Source organism: Megasphaera elsdenii DSM 20460, assembly GCF_003010495.1.
Taxonomy (GTDB): Bacteria; Bacillota; Negativicutes; order Veillonellales; family Megasphaeraceae; genus Megasphaera; species Megasphaera elsdenii.
The window spans coordinates 2,395,554-2,416,239 of record NZ_CP027570.1; the positions used below are offsets into that span (position 1 = coordinate 2,395,554).

Sequence of the window (20,686 nt, forward strand, 5' to 3'; positions counted from 1 at the left end):
CATGAAATTCTAATCCATTCTGAGAAAGGCAGCCCCTTTTTTAATAAATGACCTTATTGATTTTTCTTTTTCTGCATTTTAGCCCACGTATCGCGGAGGCCGACGATGCGGTTGACGACGAAATGGTCTGCCGTCGTATCGGGATCAATGACAAAATAGCCCTGGCGCAGGAACTGGAACTTATCACCTACGTGGTACGTTGCCAATGCCTTTTCAGCCTTGCTGTGGTATACATCGAGGCTGTGGGGATTGATCTGGTCGAGGAAATCCTTGCTTTCCCCTTCTTCTTCGCTGCCATCGTCCTTGAGGAGATAATCATAGACGCGGGTTTCGACATCGACAGCATCTTCGGCGTTGACCCACTGCAGCGTCCCTTTGACCTTGCGGTTGGCGTTGGCACCACTGCCGCTCTTGCTTTCCGGATCATACGTGCAGTGCAGTTCGACGATGTTGCCGTCTTCATCTTTGATGACTTCTTCGCACTTGATGATGTACGCATATTTGAGGCGGACTTCCTTGCCCGGAGCCAGGCGGAAGAATTTCTTGACCGGTTCTTCCATGAAGTCATTGCGTTCGATGTAGAGGTTCTTGCTGAACGTCATTTCACGCGTGCCCATGGCTTCATTTTCCTGGTTGTTGTCGGCTGTCATCGTTTCCGTCTTGCCGTCGGGATAGTTGGTGAGGACGACCTTGATCGGGTCGATGACCGTCATCAGGCGCGGTGCTTTCAGCTTCAAGTCTTCGCGGATGCAGTATTCCAAGAGAGAAATATCGACCAGGCTGTCAGCCTTGGCGACGCCGATGCGTTCGCAGAAGTCACGGATCGATTCCGGCGTGTAGCCGCGGCGGCGGATACCGGAAATGGTCGGCATACGCGGGTCATCCCAGCCGCTGACGATGCCCTTTTCGACGAGGAGACGCAGTTTGCGCTTGCTCGTGATCATGTTGGTGACATTCAGGCGGGCAAATTCGATCTGCCGCGGTTTCTGGCCTTCCGGATCGTCCCAGTCTTCGAGGACCCAGTTGTACAGCGGACGATGGGCTTCAAATTCCAGCGTGCAGATAGAATGTGTAATGCGTTCGATGGCGTCCGATACAGGATGAGCGAAGTCGTACATCGGATAGATGCACCACTTGTCGCCCGTCCGGTGATGCGAAGCATGGACGATACGGTAAATGACGGGGTCGCGCATATTGAGGTTCGGGCTGGCCATATCTATCTTGGCGCGCAGGACCTTTTCCCCATCGGCATACTTGCCGTCCTTCATTTCTTCAAAGAGCTGGAGATTTTCTTCGACACTGCGGTTGCGGTACGGGCTTTCCTTCCCCGGCGTATTGAACGTGCCGCGGTATTCGCGGATTTCATCACCCGACAGGTCATCGACATAAGCCTTGCCCAGGCGGATCAATTTCTTGGCATATTCATAGAGCTTATCGAAATAATCCGAAGCATAGAACATACGGTCATCCCAATCGAATCCGAGCCATTTGACATCTCGCTTGATCGATTCGACATATTCCGTATTTTCCTTGGACGGATTGGTATCATCAAAACGGAGATTCGTCAGTCCGCCATATTTCTTGGCAATGCCGAAATTCAGGCAAATCGACTTGGCGTGGCCGAGGTGGAGATAGCCATTCGGTTCCGGCGGGAAACGGGTATGGACCCGCTTGCCATATGTATTCTTTTCGTTGTCTTCATCGATAATATTTTCAATAAAATTCTTGGTCGTTTCGTTATCCATCGATGTAACTCCCTTTCATATATGTATAAATGCCTTCAATACCACATTATACCGTGATTTACACCTATTTGGCAACCATTTTAGAGGGATTTGTGATGAGAGGCTGGTCCCGCCCGGAGCCATTGCAAATATGTCATATTCCGAGTACAATAAAGGTAATACGACTTAGGAGGTAATATACGTTATGCCTAGTGCAATGAGTATTCATTTTGAATCGGATCATCCTTTTATCGCCGTTCCTTTGGAATGTGAAACCATTGAGGATTTGCAGGACCGGATCGACGAAATTTTGAAGAAACCTTATGACATGATTGCTTTTGATGCCGGCCTCTTCAACGGCACCATCAATTTGTCCCAGCTCTGGAACGCCTTGTTATTCATCGCCCGTGACGCAGAACAGCCGTCGGTACTCTTTTCCTGCGATAAGAGCAAGCTGCCGGAAATGTATCAGACCGACAACGATTATGCCACGATTCTGCGCTTTGCCATCCGCTCGGCCCTCATCGACGCGGTCAAAATCGAAGGCAGCCTCGACGAAGATGATATCGACGATATCGCCGGCCAGGCCGTCGACCTGGGCAGTGTCCCCATCATCGTCATCCGTGCTGACCAAGGCGCAAAGGCCGATGAATTAGTCCAGAAGATGGAAAGCCGCTGGGATTTGGAAGCCAAGACCTTTGAACTGGCCGTCCCCGTCCAGACTCAGGAAGACATCCAGGCCCTGGAAGATGCAGCCAAAGCCTTCCACGAAGCCCATCATGACGCAACGGTCATCCCCCATCCTATCGGCAAAATTGCCAAGGAAGCCATGCTTCGCGGCGACACCTTCGGCGCGCCCCTGCTCTACACGACAGACGGCGAAGAAACAGAAACGTTGCCGACCAGTACAGCTATCCACAAACTGCTCCATCCGGAAGAATGATAGAAAAAAGGGCTTGTCGCACGACGACAAGCCCTTTTAAGTGGTTAGTCCCTTTTTCTTTTACTGCAAATTCTTAGTCAACAGCTGGTTGACGACGCCCGGGTTGGCCCGGCCTTTGGTTTCTTTCATGATCTGGCCGACGAGGAAGCCGATGGCTTTCTTCTTGCCTGCCTTATAGTCAGCCACGGACTGCGGGTTGGCGGCGATGACTTTCTTGACCATGTCTTCCAGGGCCCCTGTATCAGTAATCTGGACCAGGCCCTGTTCTTTGACGACGACATCAGCCGATTTGCCGGATTCCCACATTTCCGGCAGGACTTTCTTGGCAATCTTGCCGGAGATAGTCCCTTTGGCGATGAGCTTCAAGAGACCAGCCAGGTCAGCCGGTTTGACTGGCGAAGCCGTGATGTCGACGTTTTCTTCGTTCAATTTCTTGGCAAATTCGCCGAGCATCCAGTTGGCCGCTTCTTTGGCGTCGACGCCTTCTTTGACGACAGCTTCGAAGTAATCAGCCGTCTGTTTTTCCAGGGTCAGCAAGTTGGCATCGTATTCGGACAAGCCCAGTTCATCCTGGAAGCGCTGGCAGCGGGCATCGGGCATTTCCGGCAGTTCCTGACGGACCTGTTCGATGTATTCCGGCGAAACTTCGATAGGAATGAGGTCCGGTTCCGGGAAGTAACGGTAGTCGCTGTCCCCTTCCTTGACACGCTGGAGGATGGTAATGCCCTTGGCTTCATCCCAGCCGCGCGTAGCCTGCTGGATGGTGCCGCCTTCGTCGAGGATCTGTGCCTGGCGGACGGCTTCGTATTCAATGCCCTTCTGGACGGCACTGAAGGAGTTGATGTTCTTGATTTCCGTCTTGGTCCCCAATTTGTCCGAACCGACGGGACGGACAGAAATGTTGGCGTCGCAGCGCATACTGCCTTCTTCCAGACGGCAGTCGGAAACGCCGAGATACTGCATGATGGAGCGCAGTTTTTCCAGATAGGCTCTGGCTTCGGCACCGCTGCGCAGTTCCGGTTCGCCGACGATTTCCAGGAGCGGTACACCCGTCCGGTTATAGTCGACGCTGGTCGAGTCGGAGTTAGCGATGCTGCCGCCGCTGTGGACGAGCTTGCCTGCGTCTTCTTCCATGTGGATACGGGTCAGATGGATGCGGCGCTGTTTGCCGTCGACGTCGATGTCGATGTAACCGCCTTTGCAGATCGGCAGGTCGAACTGGGACGTCTGGAAGTTCTTCGGCAAATCCGGATAGTAGTAGTTCTTGCGGTCGAATTTGCTGAACGGCAGAATGTCGCAATGCAGGGCCAGGCCGGCTTTGACGGCATAATGTAGAACTTCTTTATTGAGTACGGGCAGGACGCCGGGCAGGCCTAAGCAGACCGGGCAGACGTGGGTATTCGGTTCGGCACCGAATTCTGTGCTGCAGCCGCAGAAAATCTTCGTTTTCGTTTTTAATTCGACATGGACTTCCAAGCCGATAACGGATTCATATTTCATTAAAGTTCAACCTCCCCCATGGGCGACGGCTTGCGAAGGTCCGTCCGATTCTGTTCAAACGTATAGGCCACGCGAAGCAGTGTGGCTTCGTCCAGGGCCTTGCCGATGAGCTGCATGCCGATGGGCAGGCCGTCTTTGTAGCCGCAGGGAATGCTGAGGCCCGGCAGGCCAGCCAGGTTCAACGTAACCGTGCAGACGTCGCCGAGGTACATAGCCAGCGGATTGTCGCTGTTCTGACCAATCTTGAAGGCTGTGTCCGGCGCCGTCGGCGTGAGCAGGACGTCGCATTTCTTCAAAGCTTCGTCGTAGTCCTGTTTGATCAGGGTACGGACTTTCATAGCCCGCAGATAATAGGCATCGTAATAGCCCGAGCTGAGGACGTAGGTCCCGAGGAGGATACGGCGTTTGACTTCGTCGCCAAAGCCTTCAGTACGGGTCTTGATGTACATGTCGACGATATCCTTGCCGTCGACGCGCATACCAAAACCGACGCCGTCGTAACGGGCCAGGTTGGAGCTGGCTTCGGCCGGCGCGATGATATAGTACGCAGCGATACCGTATTTCATGTGCGGCATGCTGACCGGTACGATTTCGGCACCGAGTTCCTTATACGTTTCGATAGCGTCTTCCAAAGCCTTGCGGCAGGTAGCGTCGAGGCCTTCGCCGAAGAATTCTTCGGGGACGCCGATTTTCATGCCCTTGACGTCATTGACCAAAGCCTGTTTGTAGTCTTTTTCGGCCTGGGGAATGGACGTCGAGTCCTTGGCGTCATGACCGGCAACGGCATTGAGGACGATGGCGCAGTCTTCGACGTCATTCGTGAAAGTACCGATCTGGTCCAGGGACGAAGCGAAGGCGATGAGGCCGTAACGGGAAATGAGGCCGTATGTCGGTTTGAGGCCGACGACACCGCAGTAGGAAGCCGGCTGGCGGACGGATCCGCCAGTATCCGAGCCGAGGGCCCAGACCGTTTCACCCGAAGCGACAGCAGCCGCCGAACCGCCGGAAGAACCGCCGGGGACGCAATCGAGGTTCCACGGATTGTGAGTCAGCTGGAAAGCCGAGTTTTCCGTCGAGCTGCCCATGGCAAATTCGTCCATGTTGGTCTTGCCCAGGCTGACGTAATCAGCTGCCATCAATTTGTCGATGACCGTCGCATTGTACGGCGATTTGAAATTTTCCAACATCTTCGAAGCACACGTAGCCTTCTGGCCTTTGATGCAGATGTTATCCTTAATGGCACCGGGGACACCGGCAAGGTCACTGATTGTTTCGCCAGCTGCGATTTTAGCATCGACAGCGGCAGCCGCTTCCAGGGCATATTCGCGGTTATCCGACAAGAATGCCTGTACTTTCGGTTCTACTGTATCTTTATGTGCAAGAAAAGCCTTGGTCAATTCGACAGCCGATACGTCGCCGTTGACCAGTTTTTCATGCAGTTCATGGATTGTTAACATACATACGCCTCCCTGTTAATCCTGGATGACTTTCGGAACTTTGAAATAGCCATCAGCCTGTTCCGGCGCATTCTGAAGCGCTTTTTCATTGGCCAGCGACGGCTGGGGAACGTCGTCGCGCATGACGTTGGACATAGATACGGCATGGGCCGTCGGTTTGACATCGGTCACATCGACCTGGCTCAAGAGATCCATGTACGATAAAATGTCGTTCAGCTGTTTCCCGACCGTTTCCATCTGGTCTTCCTTGACTTCCAGGCGGGACAACAGTGCGATCTTCTTTATTTCTTCGGCACTGATTTTCATACTGACACTCCTTGCAGATATTTTTAGCGTGACAAATCGGAATCGTTTGTCAAAATTCAACACATATATAATTTAATCACCTTTTGCCATATTTTGCAAGCCTCGGAGCCAATACCGCAGGTAGCAGACGGCAAACGAGGCTGCCCACCAAGACAGCCTCGTTTTGCGTTTGCAGTTTGCAGTAAATATCAACTCATCGCCTGTATGCGATACCGTAGGGGACGTCCCAGAGCCTTTTTGTCCCATCCGATGCAGGACGATTCCCCCAACGGATAGCAGCGGCGGGCGGCCCGCTACGCGCTGAGGGCTTCCCGAAGCGTCGTTGTCAATTTGAGTCTGTTGCGGCACAGCCGCATCTGACTCGTAGGGGCGTACACGTAGCGCGCCCGCTTTTGAACTCCGTAAATAACCGTGACTGCGTTCTTTTCCATCGCCTGACTGCGATACCGTAGGGGACGCCTAAAAGGCGTCCCGCCATGAATCCTGTGCCTAGCCGGAATTTATGACGAATGGCACGCGGTCGTAATACAATCATGAATTTGACGCGGCAAAGCCGCATCTGAGTCCAAGGCGGCCGGTGGCCTGCGGGACGCCCTTTGGGCGTCCCCTACAATGCCTACCCTCTCGTCAAGCGATAGATGAGAGCATTACAGATGGCGGCGGCGATGGTGCTGCCCCCTTTCCGTCCTTTGGCGACGATATACGGGACGCCGGCTTCCATAATGGTTTCTTTGGCATAGACGACGTTGACGAAACCGACGGGGACGCCGATGATCAGGGCCGGTTTCATCTTGCCAGCGTCGATGAGTTCCCGCAGGCGCAAGAGGGCTGTCGGCGCATTGCCGACGGCGACGATGACCGCCCCTTCCAGGGCCGCGGCTTTATCCATGGAAGCCTGGGCCCGCGTCGTCCCCTGGGCTTTGGCCACCGCCGCGACATCTGCATCGGCCATGAAGCAGACTTTACGGCAGCCCAGTTTCTCAAGGCCTGGCTGGCTGATACCCATGCAGGCCATATTGGTATCGGTCACGATAGTACAGCCCGATTTCAAGGCGGTCAGGGCCTGTTCGACGGCGCCTGGGCTGAAGCGCAGGTTGCGGACATAGTCGAAGTCGGCGCTGGTGTGGACGACGCGCTTGATGATGTCTTTTTCGTCCGGCGGCAGGATGATGTCGCCTAATTCGTCTTCAATGATTTCCATGCTGCGCCGTTCGATATCGGCCGGCAAAATATGTTCAATTTTCATGGGATCCTTCCTTTCGATGGATGCAGGCTGCGACGAAACGGGCGGCCCAGTCCCGTTTCCCCAGGAAATGGATATGGGGATAGCCGCCGACAAAGTGGTCGTCAGCGATGATGCAGGGCCAATGGCGCTGGCTCCCGGCCTTATAGGCCGTAAAGTCGCTGCCCCTGTCCGTGCTGTCCGAATAATGGAACTCGTGGGCCGTTACGGTATCTCCGGCCTGGCAGAAGAGATTGTCCTTTTCGGCCTGGAGAGTGACGTAGCCGAAGCGCTTCAAGGACGGCGTCATGAAGGTCTCGCCAGGAACGGCGCCGACCCAGGGCCAGCTGTGGTCCTGACTGTCGCGAAAGCTTTCATGGAGGTACATGAAGCCCCCACATTCGGCGAAGCACGGCACGTGTGCGGCCAGGGCCCGGCGCAGGGACGCCCGCATCGATTCGTTCTGGCTCAAAGCCTGGGCGTAGAGTTCGGGATAGCCGCCGCCGAGATAGATGCCGTCGCAAGGCGGCAGTTCCCTGTCGTGGAGGGGGCTGAAAAAGGTGAGGTCTGCTCCCGCCTCCCGCAGGACCTGGAGGCTGTCTTCATAATAAAAGCAGAAGGCTTCGTCCTGGGCTACGGCGATGATGGCTTGCCCTGCTGCCGGTGGCGCCGGAATGGGGCTGACTCTTGACAAAGGAGCGGCCTGACGGGCACAGGCCAAAAGGCCGTCCATGTCGAGGCTCTTTTCTGCCTGGAGAGCCAGTTTTCTCATGGTTTCCTGGAGGTCGGCAATTTCCCCGGCCGTGACCAGGCCCAGATGGCGGCTGGAAAAGGTGCAGTCCGGCATGTCCGGGAAACAGCCAAAAGCCTTCAGGCCCGATGCGGCTTCCCAGGACGATTTGAAATGTTCGTACACCATGGGCTTGATGCGGTTGACGATGAAACCTGCAACATGGCTGTCAGGACGAAATGCAGCCAGACCCTGCAAGACGGCGGCTAAAGACAATCCCGCACCGCGGCCGTCAACGACGAGGACGACCGGTGTATCCGTCGCCACAGCCAATTCATAGGCACTGGCTTCACGGCCCGTGCCGACGCCGTCATAATATCCCATGGCCCCTTCCAGGATGGAAATATCCGCAGCCGCGCCATGGTTCATCAGCACCTCCCGGGCAGCTGCCGCGCCCTGTTCATGGCGGCCGAAGAGAAAGAGGTCCAGATTATATGACGGCGTATCCAGGACCCGGCGATGGAACATGGGGTCGATATAATCGGGGCCGCTCTTAAAAGCCGCCGGCGACAAGCCGCGGTCCTTGAGGGCCTGCAGCAAGGCACAGACTACGGTCGTCTTGCCGCTGCCGCTGCGCGGAGCTGCCAAGAGCAGCCGCGGAAGCGGCGTAGGTGATATGGATGAGGGCATGAAAATCTCCTTTCGTGAATGTAGGGGCCGCAGGCCACTTTGTAGGGGCCGTCCCAAAGGGCGGCCCGCCTTCGCAGGGGAGGCAGTGGGCCGTCTTTCAGGTCGGCCCCTACGCAAGCCCCGGTCGGGGGGCTAGGCCTTCTCTGCGTCCTGACGGACAGCGGTAATGATATATACCGGGTTCTGGGCTATCATGAGGTGGTGCTGGCCGGCTTGTTTACTGCGGGCCGTGCTGACCTGGGTGATATCCAGGTGGTATTCGTCATGGGCAGCATAATAGGCCGTGACGGCGGCCAGGGTTTCCAAGGTAATGGCCGTGACGACCATGCGGCAGGTTTTGTTTTTGCGGTACAGGTCATCGAGGATGATGGCCAGATTGCCCTTCGTCCCGCCAATAAAGGCATAGTCCGGTACGATATCCAGCGATGGCAAGGTCTGGCTGGCATCGCCGGCGACAACGGTGACGTTGGACAGGTCGAAATGGCCAATGTTTTCTCGTAATACGTCCAGGGCTTCTTCATTGATCTCAAAGGCATAGACATGTCCAAACGGCGCCTGCAAGGCCAGTTCGACCGTACAGGAACCGGTGCCGGCGCCGATGTCACAGACGACGGCGTCCGCTGATGGCGCCAGCTTGGACAGGGAGACGCTGCGGATTTCCTGCTTGGTCATAGGCGCTTTGCCGCGCAGGAAGGCTTCGTCCGGCAGTCCATGGACGGGACGCACCCAGGGCCGGGCCTGTTCGTTTTCAATCATCATGACAGCCAGGGCATCCTCAGAGCGGCTGGTAAAATCGGCAGCTGTCCCGCGTAAGATGGTTTCATTGTCATAAGACAAATCGCAGCCAATGGCCACGGATACCGCATCCAGGCCGGCCTGACAGAGTTCCCGGCACAAGGCCGCCGGTGAATCGGATCCACCCGTCAGGACGAAGACTTTCCGGTGCTGGCAGACGGCGGCGACGAGGGATTCCTGGCGGCCGTGGCGGCTGACGACGAAAGCGTCGTTCCATGTCGTCTGCAAGGCCGCGGCAAAATAGACGAGACTGCTGATGCCGGCCAGACGGGTCACCGTGCAGCCGGGAATATCCGTAAGCAGGGCGGCGAGACTGAAAAAGCCGACATCTCCCGATACCAGGACGGCCACGGGGCCTTCGTCAGCAGATAGCGAGGCGGCGAGCCGGCAAATCTCGTCGCGCCGGTATGTCGGGACCAGGCGCTTCCCGGAAGAAGCAAAAGGCGCCAGCATCCGCTTGTCACCGACCAGGATGGGCGATGCCGCAATAGCTGCTTTCGCCTGCCCCGTCAACAAGTCCGGATTGCCAGGACCGGTACCGATAATATAGATGTGCATGGTATGTCTCCTTTCATGGGGTGCAGGGGCGCCCTCGTTGGGCGCCCGCAGGCAGCAGTCCGCCGGTCGCAGTCCGATCGGACTCAGATGCCGCGACGCGGCAACAGTTTCAAGCTGACAACATCACTTCGAGTAACCCTCGCTCGTAAAAATTCCCTGAACGGGGCTATTTTTCTACAACCTGCGTCTTCCCTATTTGACTGAATAGGTATGCGTAAAAAGCAACCTCTCAGTCAGCTGCGCTGACAGCTCCCCTATGAGGGGAGCCTTGCTCTTGCCTCCCTGGCATGTTGCAAGCCGTAATGCCCCGAACGGGGCCGTCTTTTTGTGACCTGCGCCTCTCCTATTTGACTGAATAGATATGCGTGAAAAGCAACCTCTCAGTCAGCTGCGCTGCCACCTCCCCTATGAGGGGAGCCTTGCCCTTAACCTCCCTGGCATGTTGCAGGCCGTAATGCCCCGAACGGGGCCGTTTTTTGTGACCTGCGCCTCTCCTATTTGACTGAATAGATATGCGTGAAAAGCAACCTCTCAGTCAGCTGCGCTGACAGCTCCCCTATGAGGGGAGCCTTGCCCTTAGCCTCCCTGGCATGTTGCAGGCCGTAATGCCCCGAACGGGGCCGTCTTTTTATGACCTGCGCCTCTCCTATTTGACTGAATAGATATGCGTGAAAAGCAACCTCTCAGTCAGCTACGCTGACAGCTCCCCTATGAGGGAGCCTTGCCCTAGCCTCCCCTCATAGGGGAGGTGGCTCAAAGAGCCGGAGAGGTTGCTTTTTTGTCATTACTCTCCCCGTTCGATGACGATGACCTTGGCGCCTGTCTGCCGGGCGGCCTCTAATTTCTCTTGGAAACCGCCAGTGCGGCCGGAGTTCTTGGTGACGACGTAGCGGGCGCCGGTCTGGCGGAACATGGCCGCATTGAGTTCTGTCGTGAACGGTCCCTGCATACAGATGATATGGGCTGGCAGATAGCCCAGGTCCAGGGCCCGGTCCAGCGAAGGCCGGACGGGCAGGATGCGGGCATAGAGGCGCTGGGCGTAGTCGGGAAGCTGGGCAAAGGAGTCCAAATCCTTGCTGCCTGTCGTCAAAAAGACAGGGCCCGTCGTATGGCTCAGGACCTCGACGGCTTCGTCGACGGAATGGACGGCGATGCAATCGGCCTGTTCGGCATAGCTGCCGCTTCGCCGTTGTATGCGGCGGTACGGGACGCCGACGGCCCGGCAGGCCTGACGGATATTGGCGGTCACAGCCGTCGCATAGGGATGGGTCGCGTCGACGACCTGGGCAATGGCTTGTTCCCGAAGAAAGCTTTCCATCTCTCCTTCGTCCATGCGACCGGTCACGACAGTCACGAAGGGACTGTCCGGCACCAGGGAAGCGCCGTATTCCGTCGCCACGGACACATAGGCCCGGATATGATAGCGGTCGGCATAATGGGCCAATTTCCGCCCTTCTGTCGTACCGCCGGCAATCCAGACAGGACTCCTCATAAATGATAACCCCGCGGCGTGACCAGTTTGCCACCGATATTCTTGGTCTGGCTGTTGCCAATGAAGACGGTACAGAACATGTCCAGGTGCATCTTACGCAGTTCGCCCAAGGTCAGGACAGTGACTTCCTGGCCTTCGCGGCCGATGTTGCGGACGATGCCGGCTGGCGTATCGGCCGGCTGATGGCGCAAGATGATGTCGCAGGCCTTTTCCAGATAATCGGCCCGCTTCTTGCTGGCCGGGTTGTACAGGCAGATGACGAAATCACCAGCAGCGGCACAGTCGAGGCGATTGGCGATTTTTTCCCACGGCGTCAGCAAGTCGCTGAGGGAAATAAGGCACGTATCGGCGACTAAGGGCGCGCCGAGCAGGGCCGCACCGGCACTGGCAGCGGTCACGCCGGGAATGACTTCGATGTCGATATCCTCGCCGGCAGCGACTTCGTGCATGATACCGGCCATGCCGTAAATCCCGGCATCGCCGCTGGACACGATGGCCACGGTCTGGCCTTGCAGGGCCCGGTCCCGTACCATCCGGCAGCGTTCGACTTCCTTAGTCATGCCTGTCGTGACGAATTCTTTACCCGGGAAGTAATGGCGAATCAAATTGATATATGTATCATAACCGACAATACAGTCGCAGCCATCGAGTATTTCCCGGGCCTGCAAAGTCATGCCCTGCAAGGACCCCGGCCCGATGCCGACGACATAAATGCGATGTTTCATAAAATTTCTCCTCTCAATAATCGAACCGGGCCTGGTAGCGTTCACAGGCTACGGCTACGGTGATGCCGCGGCGACTCTGTTTGGTGACGATGAGTGTCCCCTGATGGCTGGCCAGGACAGCCGCCCGTTCGCAGACGTTATCCGTGCCGACCCTTTCTTTGACGAAATCCGATGCCGTAAAGTCACCTGGAACGGCATTGAGTTCATCGGCCGTAAAGAAGTGCAGCGGCCACTGCTGGGCTTTGGCAAAGGCCAGGAGACCGGCTTCACCTCGTTTCACGTCGATGGAGCTGACGTCAGCAATGGCGTCGGGCGATAAGTTGGCCCGCTGCAGAACGGCATTGACCCAATAGGCGATATCCCTGGCCGTCGTCCCCTTGCGGCAGCCGATACCGACGTGGACGATGACCGGCCGGGCAACGACGGTTGTGCGGAAAACGGGTACCTGGGCTTTGGTCGTGATCACCAGACCGGCATCGCCGTGGAAGGCATAGACCAGGCCCTGCGGCAGCGGCCCTTGCAGGGGAAAGTCACTGTAGACACCGGCAGCGCCCTTCTCCAGCATAGCTGCAGCGAAAGCCTTGGCGTCGGCCAGGGAAGACAGGCGCAGGCCCTGGCGGGCAGCCCATTCATCGACGGCGAACAAGGCGTTGACATCGGTCGCCGTCGTCACGACAGCCTGGCCCTGCAGTTCTTCTGCCAGACGGCGGGCAATGGCATTGGCTCCGCCGATATGGCCGGACAAAAGGGGAATGACGAACTGCCCTTTTTCGTCGATGACCAGGACGGCCGGGTCCAGGTCTTTATGGCGGATAAAAGGGGCAATGGTTCGGACGGCGATGCCCGCCGCGCCGATGAAGACGACGAGCCGCGCCGCTTCAAAAGCCCGGGCCGCTTCGTCGTGGAGATTGGGCGTAAACGGCAGGACTCCTTCCTGGACGACGGCGAATTTCTTCAATGATGCCTGACGGACGTCCCAGCCTTCTCCCCGGAGATGGGCAACGACGCGGCAGCCTAAGGCCGTCCCGGCCTGGGTAAAGGAAAAGACGACGGCTTTCATGATTCCGTCTCCCCTTGGATATGGTCGCCGTACTGCTGCTCGTCCGGAGCGGCCTGGCGGCAGCCATGGGTAAAGGCGGGATGATACAAGAGGCTGCGGTCATAAGCCTGGCCCAGGACCTGTCCTACGACAATGAGAGCCGTCTTGGAAATGCCTTCACGCTGCGCCGTTTCGGCCAACGTGCCGACCGTGCAGGTATAGGTCCGCTCTTCCGGCCACGAAGCCTTATAGACGATAGCCGCCGGTGTATCGGCGGGATAGCCGCCGCGCAGGAGTTCGGCCTGGAGTCCGTCTAAGAGGGACGCGCTGAGGAAAATGACCATCGTCGCCTGATGAGCAGCGTAATCGGCGATTTTCTGCTTGTCCGGCACAGGCGTCCGCCCTTCCATGCGGGTAATGATGACGGACTGGCTGATGCCCGGCAGGGTGTATTCGGCCTGGAGGGACGCGGCAGCGGCGCAGAAGGAGCTGACGCCGGGCACGACGTCATAGGCAAGGCCTTTCTGGCTGAGGATATCCATTTGTTCGCGGATGGCACCGTAGACCGACGGGTCGCCCGTATGCAGGCGGACAGTCATCCAGCCCTGGCCTTCCCCTTCTTCCATGGCGGCGATGACCGCTTCCAAGGTCATACCGGCACTGTCGAGGATACGGCAGTCTTTTTTCGCACAGGCCAGCAGCTGCGGGTTGACCAAAGAGCCAGCGTAAATGATCTGATCCGCTGTTTCCAGCAGTTTCTGGCCGCGGACGGTAATGAGGTCGACAGCACCGGGACCGGCGCCGACAAAATGTATCATCGTAGTTCCCCCTTTGTATGCAATGCAAGAAATGCCTGGGCCCGTGACGACTGTCCCAAGACGCCATAGGCATTGGAAAAGACAACGGCTGCCGTCGGGACCTGGCCGTGGGTCCGCTGGTCCATATAGCTTTCTATCTTGTCACAGACTGCGGCCATGACGGGCTCCAGCAGGCCCGTTTCTTTCAGCAGGCGGACGGCTTCGTCCGTCGTCAGGCTGTCGTAGATCTTTTGGGCCACCTCACGGGAAGCGCCGGCAAAAACCGCTTCCAGGGCCAACAGCGTCGTCCGGCCATCGGCATAGCGCGAATGAGTATTCATGATGCCTTGGGCGACTTTGACCAGTTTTCCGATGTGTCCGATGAGAAGGACGTCGGAAAAGCCTTTATAGGCGGCGTAGTCTAGGGTTTCGCCGACATAATTGCTGATAGTCACGCGCGGACTGACGTCGAGGCCCAGATGGTCCCGGCTGAAATCGACGCCGTAATTGCCGAAAAAGGCCAATAAATGAGCCTGGCCGGCAGCGCGGCGGGAATCCATTTCTGTATGGATCGTATCGACCAGGGCCTGTTCGCTCATGGGGTCGACGATGCCCGATGTCCCCAGGATGGACAGGCCGCCGACGATGCCCAGGCGCGGGTTGAAGGTCTTTTGGGCCAGGCGCTGGCCATCGGGAATGGACAGAGTCAGGCGCAGGCCGCCGGTATAGCCGCACTGCTGGCAAGCCTGCTTTAGGGCTTCGGTAATCATGCGGCGCGGCACGGGATTGATGGCCCAATCACCGACGGCGCAGGCCAGGCCGGGCTGGGTCACGCGGCCGACGCCCTCTCCGCCGATGAGGCTCAGACCAGAAGGCGTCTTTTCGACAGTGCCGTAGACCAACATGCCGTCGGTAATATCCGGGTCGTCGCCACTGTCCTTGCGGATGGCACACGTCGCCGACTGCGGGCCGAAGGAGACGTCTTCCGGGATGAGCTGGAGCACGGTCCCCTGCGGCGTCTGCAGCGACACGGCATCGACGCGGCGCCCGGTCAGGACCATCATGGCCGCCGCCTTGGCTGCCGCAGCGGCACAAGAGCCGGTCGTATAGCCGCAGCGCAGTTTCTTCCCCTCTTTGACAGTGAATAATGACATGGTAATATTCTCTCTTCCTATCTCTCTACAAATCTTATCACGTTTTCCCTAAGTTTGAAGTTTGAAGTGAAACATCACTCCGCAAGACGACAATCGCCGAACGGCCATCACAGGTGGTGACGATGTCCGTATGGACGGCAAAAACATCCCACAGGCGTTCTGGCGTGAGGACGGCCTGAGGTGGTCCGGTGCAGACCAGTCTCCCGTCTTTCATGACGACCACTTCGTCGGCATATTGCCAGGCCTGGTTCATATCGTGGAGAACGACGACGACGGTCTTCTGCCAGCGCTCGTTGATGCGGCGCAGGAGGTCGAGGATGCGCAATTGATGATGCACGTCGAGGTACGTCGTCGGTTCGTCCAACAAGAGGATGGGTGCATCCTGGGCCAGCAGGACGGCCAGCCAGGCCCGCTGCTGTTCCCCGCCGGACAGGTGCTGCATGGCTTGGCCGGCATGGGCTTCGAGGCCGACGGCCCGGATAGCCCCTTCGACAGCGTCCCGGTCTTCCCGTCGCGAGCCACTCCAAAGACGGCGGTAGGGAAAGCGCCCCATCCGCACCAACTCGTGGACAGTCACATCCGGCGGCACGTCATGGGTCTGGGTCAGAAAGGCGATTTCCCGCGACAAGGCCTTTCGGGAAAAATCATGGACGTCGCGGCCACCGAGGCAGATAGAACCGCCGACGACGGGAATCATGCCGTTCACGGCCTTGAGAAAGGTACTCTTGCCGCAGCCGTTGGGGCCGATGATGGCCGTCACCTTCCCCTTGGGCAGGCCTATGCTGAAATCATGGAGTATTGTCCGCCGGCCGCGGCAGACGACGAGATTCCGGACCGTAATGGCATCAGCCATGACTCACACTTCCTTCCGCAAGAGAAATAAGAAAAACGGCGCCCCGATGAAAGCCATGATGATGCCTACGGGCAATTCAGCCGGCGCCAGGATCAGCCGGGCTGCCGTATCGCTCAAGGTCACCGTCGCCACGCCGAGGATAGCCGCCCCCGGGATGAGATAGCGATAATCGGACCCGACCAGGAGGCGCACGATATGGGGTACGATGAGGCCGACGAAGCCCAGCAGGCCGGCGACGCTGACGGCACTAGCCGCCAGCAGGGCAGCCACCGCCGTCAGGCCCAGACGGGCGCCTTCGACAGACAGGCCCAGGCTGCGGGCCATGTCGTCGCCGAGCTGGAGCAGGTTGAGGTAATAGGCCCCGATTCCCGACAGAATCAAGCCGATGACCGTATACGGCAGAATCGTCGTCACGTCTTTCCAGCTGCTAGCAGCCAGGCCGCCGACCATCCACAACAGGGCGCCGTGGACGCGATCACTGTAAAAAATGAGGATGCCCGAAATGATAGCGCCCAGGAAGGCCGACACGGCGACACCAGCCAGGATGATGCGCACTGGCCGGATGCCGTCTTTCCAGGCCAGGAGATAAATGAGGACGGCTGCCGCCATGGCCCCGAGGAAGGCGGCCGGCGTCATCCAGAAGAGGTATGCCGGCCAGACGATGAGGACGACAATGCCCGCCAGGCCGGCACCGGATGAAATGCCGATGATATGCGGGTCGGCCAGGGGATTGCGCATGACCGCCTGGAGGATAGCGCCGGACAAAGCCAGATTCGCCCCGACCAGGGCCCCCGTCAGGGTCCGGGGCAGGCGGATATTCCAGATAATCTGATCGGCCGTCCGGACCGACGGCTGCCAGAGGATATGGATGACGTCAACCGGCGTAATCGCCGCAACGCCCTGCAAGATGGATAGGATCAGGCCGGACAGGGCCAGGACGGCAAAGGCACCCAGCACGAGCCAGCGCCAAAGCGTGCGGTGACGGCTGGCGACACTATTCATGAACGGCCTCCGGATAGACCAAATGGGCCATATAGGCGACGGCTTTCGGATAGTCCAGGCCCGGATTGAGGAGGAAATATTTTTCCGGCAGGACATAGACCCGGCCGGCCTTCACGGCTGACAGGGACGCCCAGGCCGGATTGCCCTTGATGTCTTCCTGGATGCGCTTTTCGATTTTATCCGACGAACCCATAGAGGTCAGGAAAATGACGTCCGGGTCGGCCTGGACCAGGCTTTCCATGCTGTATGGGATGCGCGTCGTCTGGCCATCCGTCGCGGCATCAGCAGCGATATTCTGTAAATGCAGGAGCTGGGCCATATCGCCGGCAATGCTCGACGGCAGTTCGACGCTGACCGAGCTGGGTGTAGCGTGGATGATGGCGACCCGCTTCCCTTGAGCCGGTACGGCATCGGCGATGGCCTGGACAGCCTGGTCCAGTTCGGCTTCCTTGGCCTTGGCCGCGTCTTCTTTGCCGTATACTTTGCCGATGATATCGAGGTTGCGCTTGACGTCGTCATAGGTCTTGGTCTTGAGGACCAAAACGGGAATATGGCTTTCTTCCAGCTGGGCCGCCAATTTCGCATGGTGGTCGGCGCTGGCAATGACCAAATCCGGCTGGCAGGCCAGGACCTTTTCCAGGCTCACGTTGTAGACCGGGCCGACATCCGGCACGGCTTGATACTTCGCCGGCAGGGACGCATCTTCCGCTTTGACCGCCGACCGGCCGGCCAGGTCCCCATCGACAGCCGCGGCAAAATTGAGGAGTGACGTCGACAGGACGACGACGCGCTGCGGTTTCTCAGGCAACGTGACAACCGTCCCCCTATCGTCGGTCACGACGGCATAGGCTCCAGATGAGCTGCCGCCCTGAGTAGCTGCGTTCTGCGGCGCACATCCTGCCAGAGCCAGCAGGCAAAAAGCGACGATGAGCAGACAAATTTTTTTCACCGTAAAGGCACCTCCTAAAACTTTTTCTTCACGCCGACCTGCCAGTTGCGCCCGGCAGTCGGATAATTATGGTACAGATCATAGGCCTCGTCGTTGAGGTTGTTGACTTTGACATACATCGTCGTCGCCGCATCAGGCGAATACGACGCGCTGACATTCCAGACGACATAGGAATTATTGCGGTAATACGTATCGTTGCGTCCGGTCCCGGCAGTCATATCGGCGCCAGCCTGCCATTTACCGCTGTGGTAATGGACGCCGGCGTGATAGCCGTTCGGCTGGTTGTACGACATGTCGTAGACGAGGCCGTCGCCCTTGCCCTGGTCCACTTTCGTATGGATATAGGAATAACCCGCTTCGTAATCCCACTTGTCGTTGACCTTCTGCTTCCACGTCAGCTCAAAGCCCCGCTTGTCCTCTTCGTTGAGGTTTTCCGCTTCCGAGTAGCTGGACGTGCGGTTCCAGCGGATGACGTTTTCCAAATTGCTGTGGAAAATGCTGCCTTCGAGGCTCGTCTTGGGACCGGCCTGATACTGGAAGCCCAGGGTCTGGGTATAGCCTTCTTCAGGCTGCAAGTTTTCGTTGCCGTGCGACGTCGAGGTAATGTAGAACTGGTCGTTCAGGCGCGGCGGCGAGAAGACGCGGCCCCAGGAAGTATAGACGTTGAAATCCTTATTGGCCTTATAGTTCATGGCCAGGCGCGGCGTCTGGTGAACGCCGTACGTGCTGCTATTATCCCAGCGCAGACCCGGCGTGACGGTGAACTTGCCGAAGGTCAGGGCATCTTCGGCATAGAAGGCCTGATTATGACGTTTTTTGTCGATATAATGGGCTTCATAATTGGTCCCCATGTCTTCCGTCCATTCGGCACCGGCCGTCACATGCTGATGCGAGCCGAGCTGCCAGTTATCCTGCCATTCCAGGCCCTGGGTGCGGGTGAAATAATGGTTGGACCAGTACGTCCGCTGGTAATCATTGAAATAGCGCAGGAAACCCGGCTGGGCTGTCTGCTTCTTAAAATGATAAGTCACACTGTAGTCGTTGACCAGCCGGTCGATGGGCTTATTCGCCGTCAGGTACCAGCCGGCCGGGTCGGCTTTATACGTCGAACCGTGGCCGTGATAGTCCTGATGATAGGCTTTCACCGTCAGCGACGTCTGGTCCGTCAGGTCCTGGTCCAGCCGCAAGGATAAGGACTTCTTGGCGATGTCGCCGCGGGAATGGTCCGTATTGGCCCCGTGAGGAAAGGCATAGTACTCCCGCTGTTCCAGGCTGCCGCTGACAAGCCAGCTCGTCGCACCGGCCCGGCCGCTGTCGGTCAGGGTGTAGCCGTGCATCCCCCAGGAGCCGGTATAGGCATCGAGGGACGATTCGCGACGGTCCCCTTTCTTGGTGACGATATTGATGACACCGCCGACGGCACCGCTGCCGTAGCGGACGGAGCCACTGCCCTTGGTGACTTCGATGTGGTCGATGGCCCCGATGCCGGGCAGACTGGCCAAATCGACGCTGCCCCGGCCATAGCCGGAACCCTGGGCGTTAGCCAGGCTCTGGCCGTCGACGAGGATCAGGACCCGGTCGTCGCCATTGAGTTTGACATACGAGGAAATACCGGGCACCATTTCGTTGACCGTTACGCCCGTGACGCGCTGCAGGGCCTGCTGGACCGTCGTATCCTGGTGGGCTTCCATGTTTTCCGCCGTAATGACGGTCGTATTCGATTGGCTGGGCGGGATGGCCGGTGTGGGTGGAACTATCTTCGCTTCCGATAACTTTATGGGAAATTTTTTCCGCAAGGCGTCAAGAATATCGGCGACGGCATCGGGTACCTGGAGAGTCCCAGCCGGAGCGGCTGCCTCGTTCTTCCCCGGCCCGGCAGCCCGTACCGTACCGCCCGAGTCCCGGCCGGATTGGCTGGCAGATTGGGGCTTCCCTGCCAAGGCGGGTGGCCGGGAGACAGTCCCGGAGCCTGTCGAAGCGGCCTTTTCCCGGCTGGCCTGCGATATAACCTCATAGGTCAGCCCATCGGCAGCCGTTCCCACCTCGTCCAAACCAGGCGAAGCGGCTTCCCCATTTGTCAGGGTTCCCGATACTCCAGCGCTGCTGTCCAGGTCAGCTGCACCGCCCTGGTCCTCATCGCTCCCTGCCGCATCACGGCCGCCGGCACCGGCCAGATCTTCTGCATTGTAGACCATGACCTCGGTCACGCCGGCCTGACGCGTATACTGCTGGAACAAGGTAAAGAAACCACCGGCTGCCAGGGCCAGGTAGACGGCAGCGTGGAGCGATACGGAGGCGCCGGCAGCGATGCGTCCCCGTTTCCCCTTCCAGGGCTTCACGGCTGGTCCCCTTTCTCAGCAGCCAGGCCGATACGGGTGATGCCGGCCCGCTTCAAATCGTCGAGGACATCGGCGACCTGGCCGTAATCAAGGCCCCGATCGGCACAGAGGACGACGTAGAACGCGCTGTCCTGAGCCTGCTGATCCCGGGCGGAGGCAATCAGTTCTTTTTCCTGGACGGGCTGACCGTTGAGCCACAACGACCCGTCAGTCTTCAAGGTCACGACGTACGGCGCCGACGGCTGGGCCTGGGCAGCCGAAGCCCGCGGCAGCTGGACACCCAGGCTGTGCAGGTCGACCATGGACAGGGACGTCATCATGAAAAAGACCAGCAGGAAGAACATGATATCGATCATGGGGATAATCATAATCGAAGGCCGCTCGAACTGGCGGCGATTGCGTAATTGCATG

Annotated in this window: 18 protein-coding genes; 1 reads left to right on the forward strand and 17 read right to left on the reverse strand. The window is 58.1% G+C overall.

Annotated features, from left to right (window positions below; all coding sequences use genetic code 11):
- Positions 1–53: 53 nt before the first annotated feature.
- Positions 54–1,745 carry a glutamine--tRNA ligase/YqeY domain fusion protein gene (locus C6362_RS11365; RefSeq protein WP_014016526.1) on the reverse strand — a complete coding sequence of 564 codons (1,692 nt, stop codon included), beginning with the start codon at positions 1,743–1,745 and terminating at the stop codon, positions 54–56.
- A gap of 196 nt (positions 1,746–1,941) precedes the next feature.
- Here C6362_RS11365 and C6362_RS11370 point away from each other — a divergent pair, with 196 nt between their 5' ends.
- The gene (locus C6362_RS11370) at positions 1,942–2,667 is read left to right on the forward strand and encodes a type I 3-dehydroquinate dehydratase (RefSeq protein ID WP_027895029.1); all 726 of its coding nucleotides are present in this window, start codon (positions 1,942–1,944) and stop codon (positions 2,665–2,667) included.
- A gap of 60 nt (positions 2,668–2,727) precedes the next feature.
- Here C6362_RS11370 and gatB read toward each other — a convergent pair whose 3' ends face one another.
- From gatB to C6362_RS11450, 16 genes are all read right to left on the reverse strand, one after another.
- Complete coding sequence (gene gatB, locus C6362_RS11375; RefSeq protein WP_014016524.1) at positions 2,728–4,167, reverse strand: Asp-tRNA(Asn)/Glu-tRNA(Gln) amidotransferase subunit GatB; 1,440 nt, start codon at positions 4,165–4,167, stop codon at positions 2,728–2,730.
- Positions 4,167–5,624, reverse strand: a complete 1,458-nt coding sequence (gatA, locus tag C6362_RS11380) for an Asp-tRNA(Asn)/Glu-tRNA(Gln) amidotransferase subunit GatA (protein WP_014016523.1) — start codon at positions 5,622–5,624, stop codon at positions 4,167–4,169. Before gatA ends, gatB begins: the two co-directional genes overlap by 1 nt.
- Positions 5,625–5,639: 15 nt before the next feature.
- Positions 5,640–5,930: an Asp-tRNA(Asn)/Glu-tRNA(Gln) amidotransferase subunit GatC gene (gatC, locus tag C6362_RS11385; RefSeq protein ID WP_014016522.1), complete on the reverse strand. Its 291-nt coding sequence runs from the start codon at positions 5,928–5,930 to the stop codon at positions 5,640–5,642.
- A 616-nt stretch (positions 5,931–6,546) separates the two neighbouring features.
- On the reverse strand, positions 6,547–7,176 hold the full coding sequence (locus C6362_RS11390) for a precorrin-8X methylmutase (RefSeq protein WP_014016521.1): 630 nt from the start codon (positions 7,174–7,176) through the stop codon (positions 6,547–6,549).
- Complete coding sequence (locus C6362_RS11395) at positions 7,166–8,572, reverse strand: cobyrinate a,c-diamide synthase (protein ID WP_014016520.1); 1,407 nt, start codon at positions 8,570–8,572, stop codon at positions 7,166–7,168. The genes C6362_RS11390 and C6362_RS11395 overlap by 11 nt, the downstream gene beginning before the upstream one ends.
- Before the next feature lie 132 nt (positions 8,573–8,704).
- Complete coding sequence (locus C6362_RS11400; protein WP_014016519.1) at positions 8,705–9,925, reverse strand: bifunctional cobalt-precorrin-7 (C(5))-methyltransferase/cobalt-precorrin-6B (C(15))-methyltransferase; 1,221 nt, start codon at positions 9,923–9,925, stop codon at positions 8,705–8,707.
- A gap of 784 nt (positions 9,926–10,709) precedes the next feature.
- A complete protein-coding gene (cobK, locus tag C6362_RS11405; protein ID WP_014016518.1) occupies positions 10,710–11,417 on the reverse strand; it encodes a precorrin-6A reductase in 708 nt (235 codons plus the stop codon).
- A complete protein-coding gene (gene cobJ / locus C6362_RS11410; protein WP_014016517.1) occupies positions 11,414–12,142 on the reverse strand; it encodes a precorrin-3B C(17)-methyltransferase in 729 nt (242 codons plus the stop codon). The genes cobK and cobJ overlap by 4 nt, the downstream gene beginning before the upstream one ends.
- Before the next feature lie 13 nt (positions 12,143–12,155).
- Positions 12,156–13,202 carry a cobalt-precorrin 5A hydrolase gene (locus C6362_RS11415; RefSeq protein ID WP_014016516.1) on the reverse strand — a complete coding sequence of 349 codons (1,047 nt, stop codon included), beginning with the start codon at positions 13,200–13,202 and terminating at the stop codon, positions 12,156–12,158.
- On the reverse strand, positions 13,199–13,999 hold the full coding sequence (gene cobM, locus C6362_RS11420; RefSeq protein WP_014016515.1) for a precorrin-4 C(11)-methyltransferase: 801 nt from the start codon (positions 13,997–13,999) through the stop codon (positions 13,199–13,201). Before cobM ends, C6362_RS11415 begins: the two co-directional genes overlap by 4 nt.
- Complete coding sequence (cbiD, locus tag C6362_RS11425; protein WP_014016514.1) at positions 13,996–15,132, reverse strand: cobalt-precorrin-5B (C(1))-methyltransferase CbiD; 1,137 nt, start codon at positions 15,130–15,132, stop codon at positions 13,996–13,998. The genes cobM and cbiD overlap by 4 nt, the downstream gene beginning before the upstream one ends.
- Positions 15,133–15,169: 37 nt before the next feature.
- Positions 15,170–15,985: an ABC transporter ATP-binding protein gene (locus C6362_RS11430; RefSeq protein WP_014016513.1), complete on the reverse strand. Its 816-nt coding sequence runs from the start codon at positions 15,983–15,985 to the stop codon at positions 15,170–15,172.
- A 3-nt stretch (positions 15,986–15,988) separates the two neighbouring features.
- Complete coding sequence (locus C6362_RS11435) at positions 15,989–16,987, reverse strand: FecCD family ABC transporter permease (RefSeq protein WP_014016512.1); 999 nt, start codon at positions 16,985–16,987, stop codon at positions 15,989–15,991.
- Positions 16,980–17,936: an ABC transporter substrate-binding protein gene (locus tag C6362_RS11440; protein WP_014016511.1), complete on the reverse strand. Its 957-nt coding sequence runs from the start codon at positions 17,934–17,936 to the stop codon at positions 16,980–16,982. The genes C6362_RS11435 and C6362_RS11440 overlap by 8 nt, the downstream gene beginning before the upstream one ends.
- Positions 17,937–17,950: 14 nt before the next feature.
- Positions 17,951–20,275: a TonB-dependent receptor plug domain-containing protein gene (locus tag C6362_RS11445; RefSeq protein WP_014016510.1), complete on the reverse strand. Its 2,325-nt coding sequence runs from the start codon at positions 20,273–20,275 to the stop codon at positions 17,951–17,953.
- Positions 20,272–20,685: an ExbD/TolR family protein gene (locus C6362_RS11450; protein WP_041647543.1), complete on the reverse strand. Its 414-nt coding sequence runs from the start codon at positions 20,683–20,685 to the stop codon at positions 20,272–20,274. The genes C6362_RS11445 and C6362_RS11450 overlap by 4 nt, the downstream gene beginning before the upstream one ends.
- Position 20,686 lies beyond the last annotated feature (1 nt).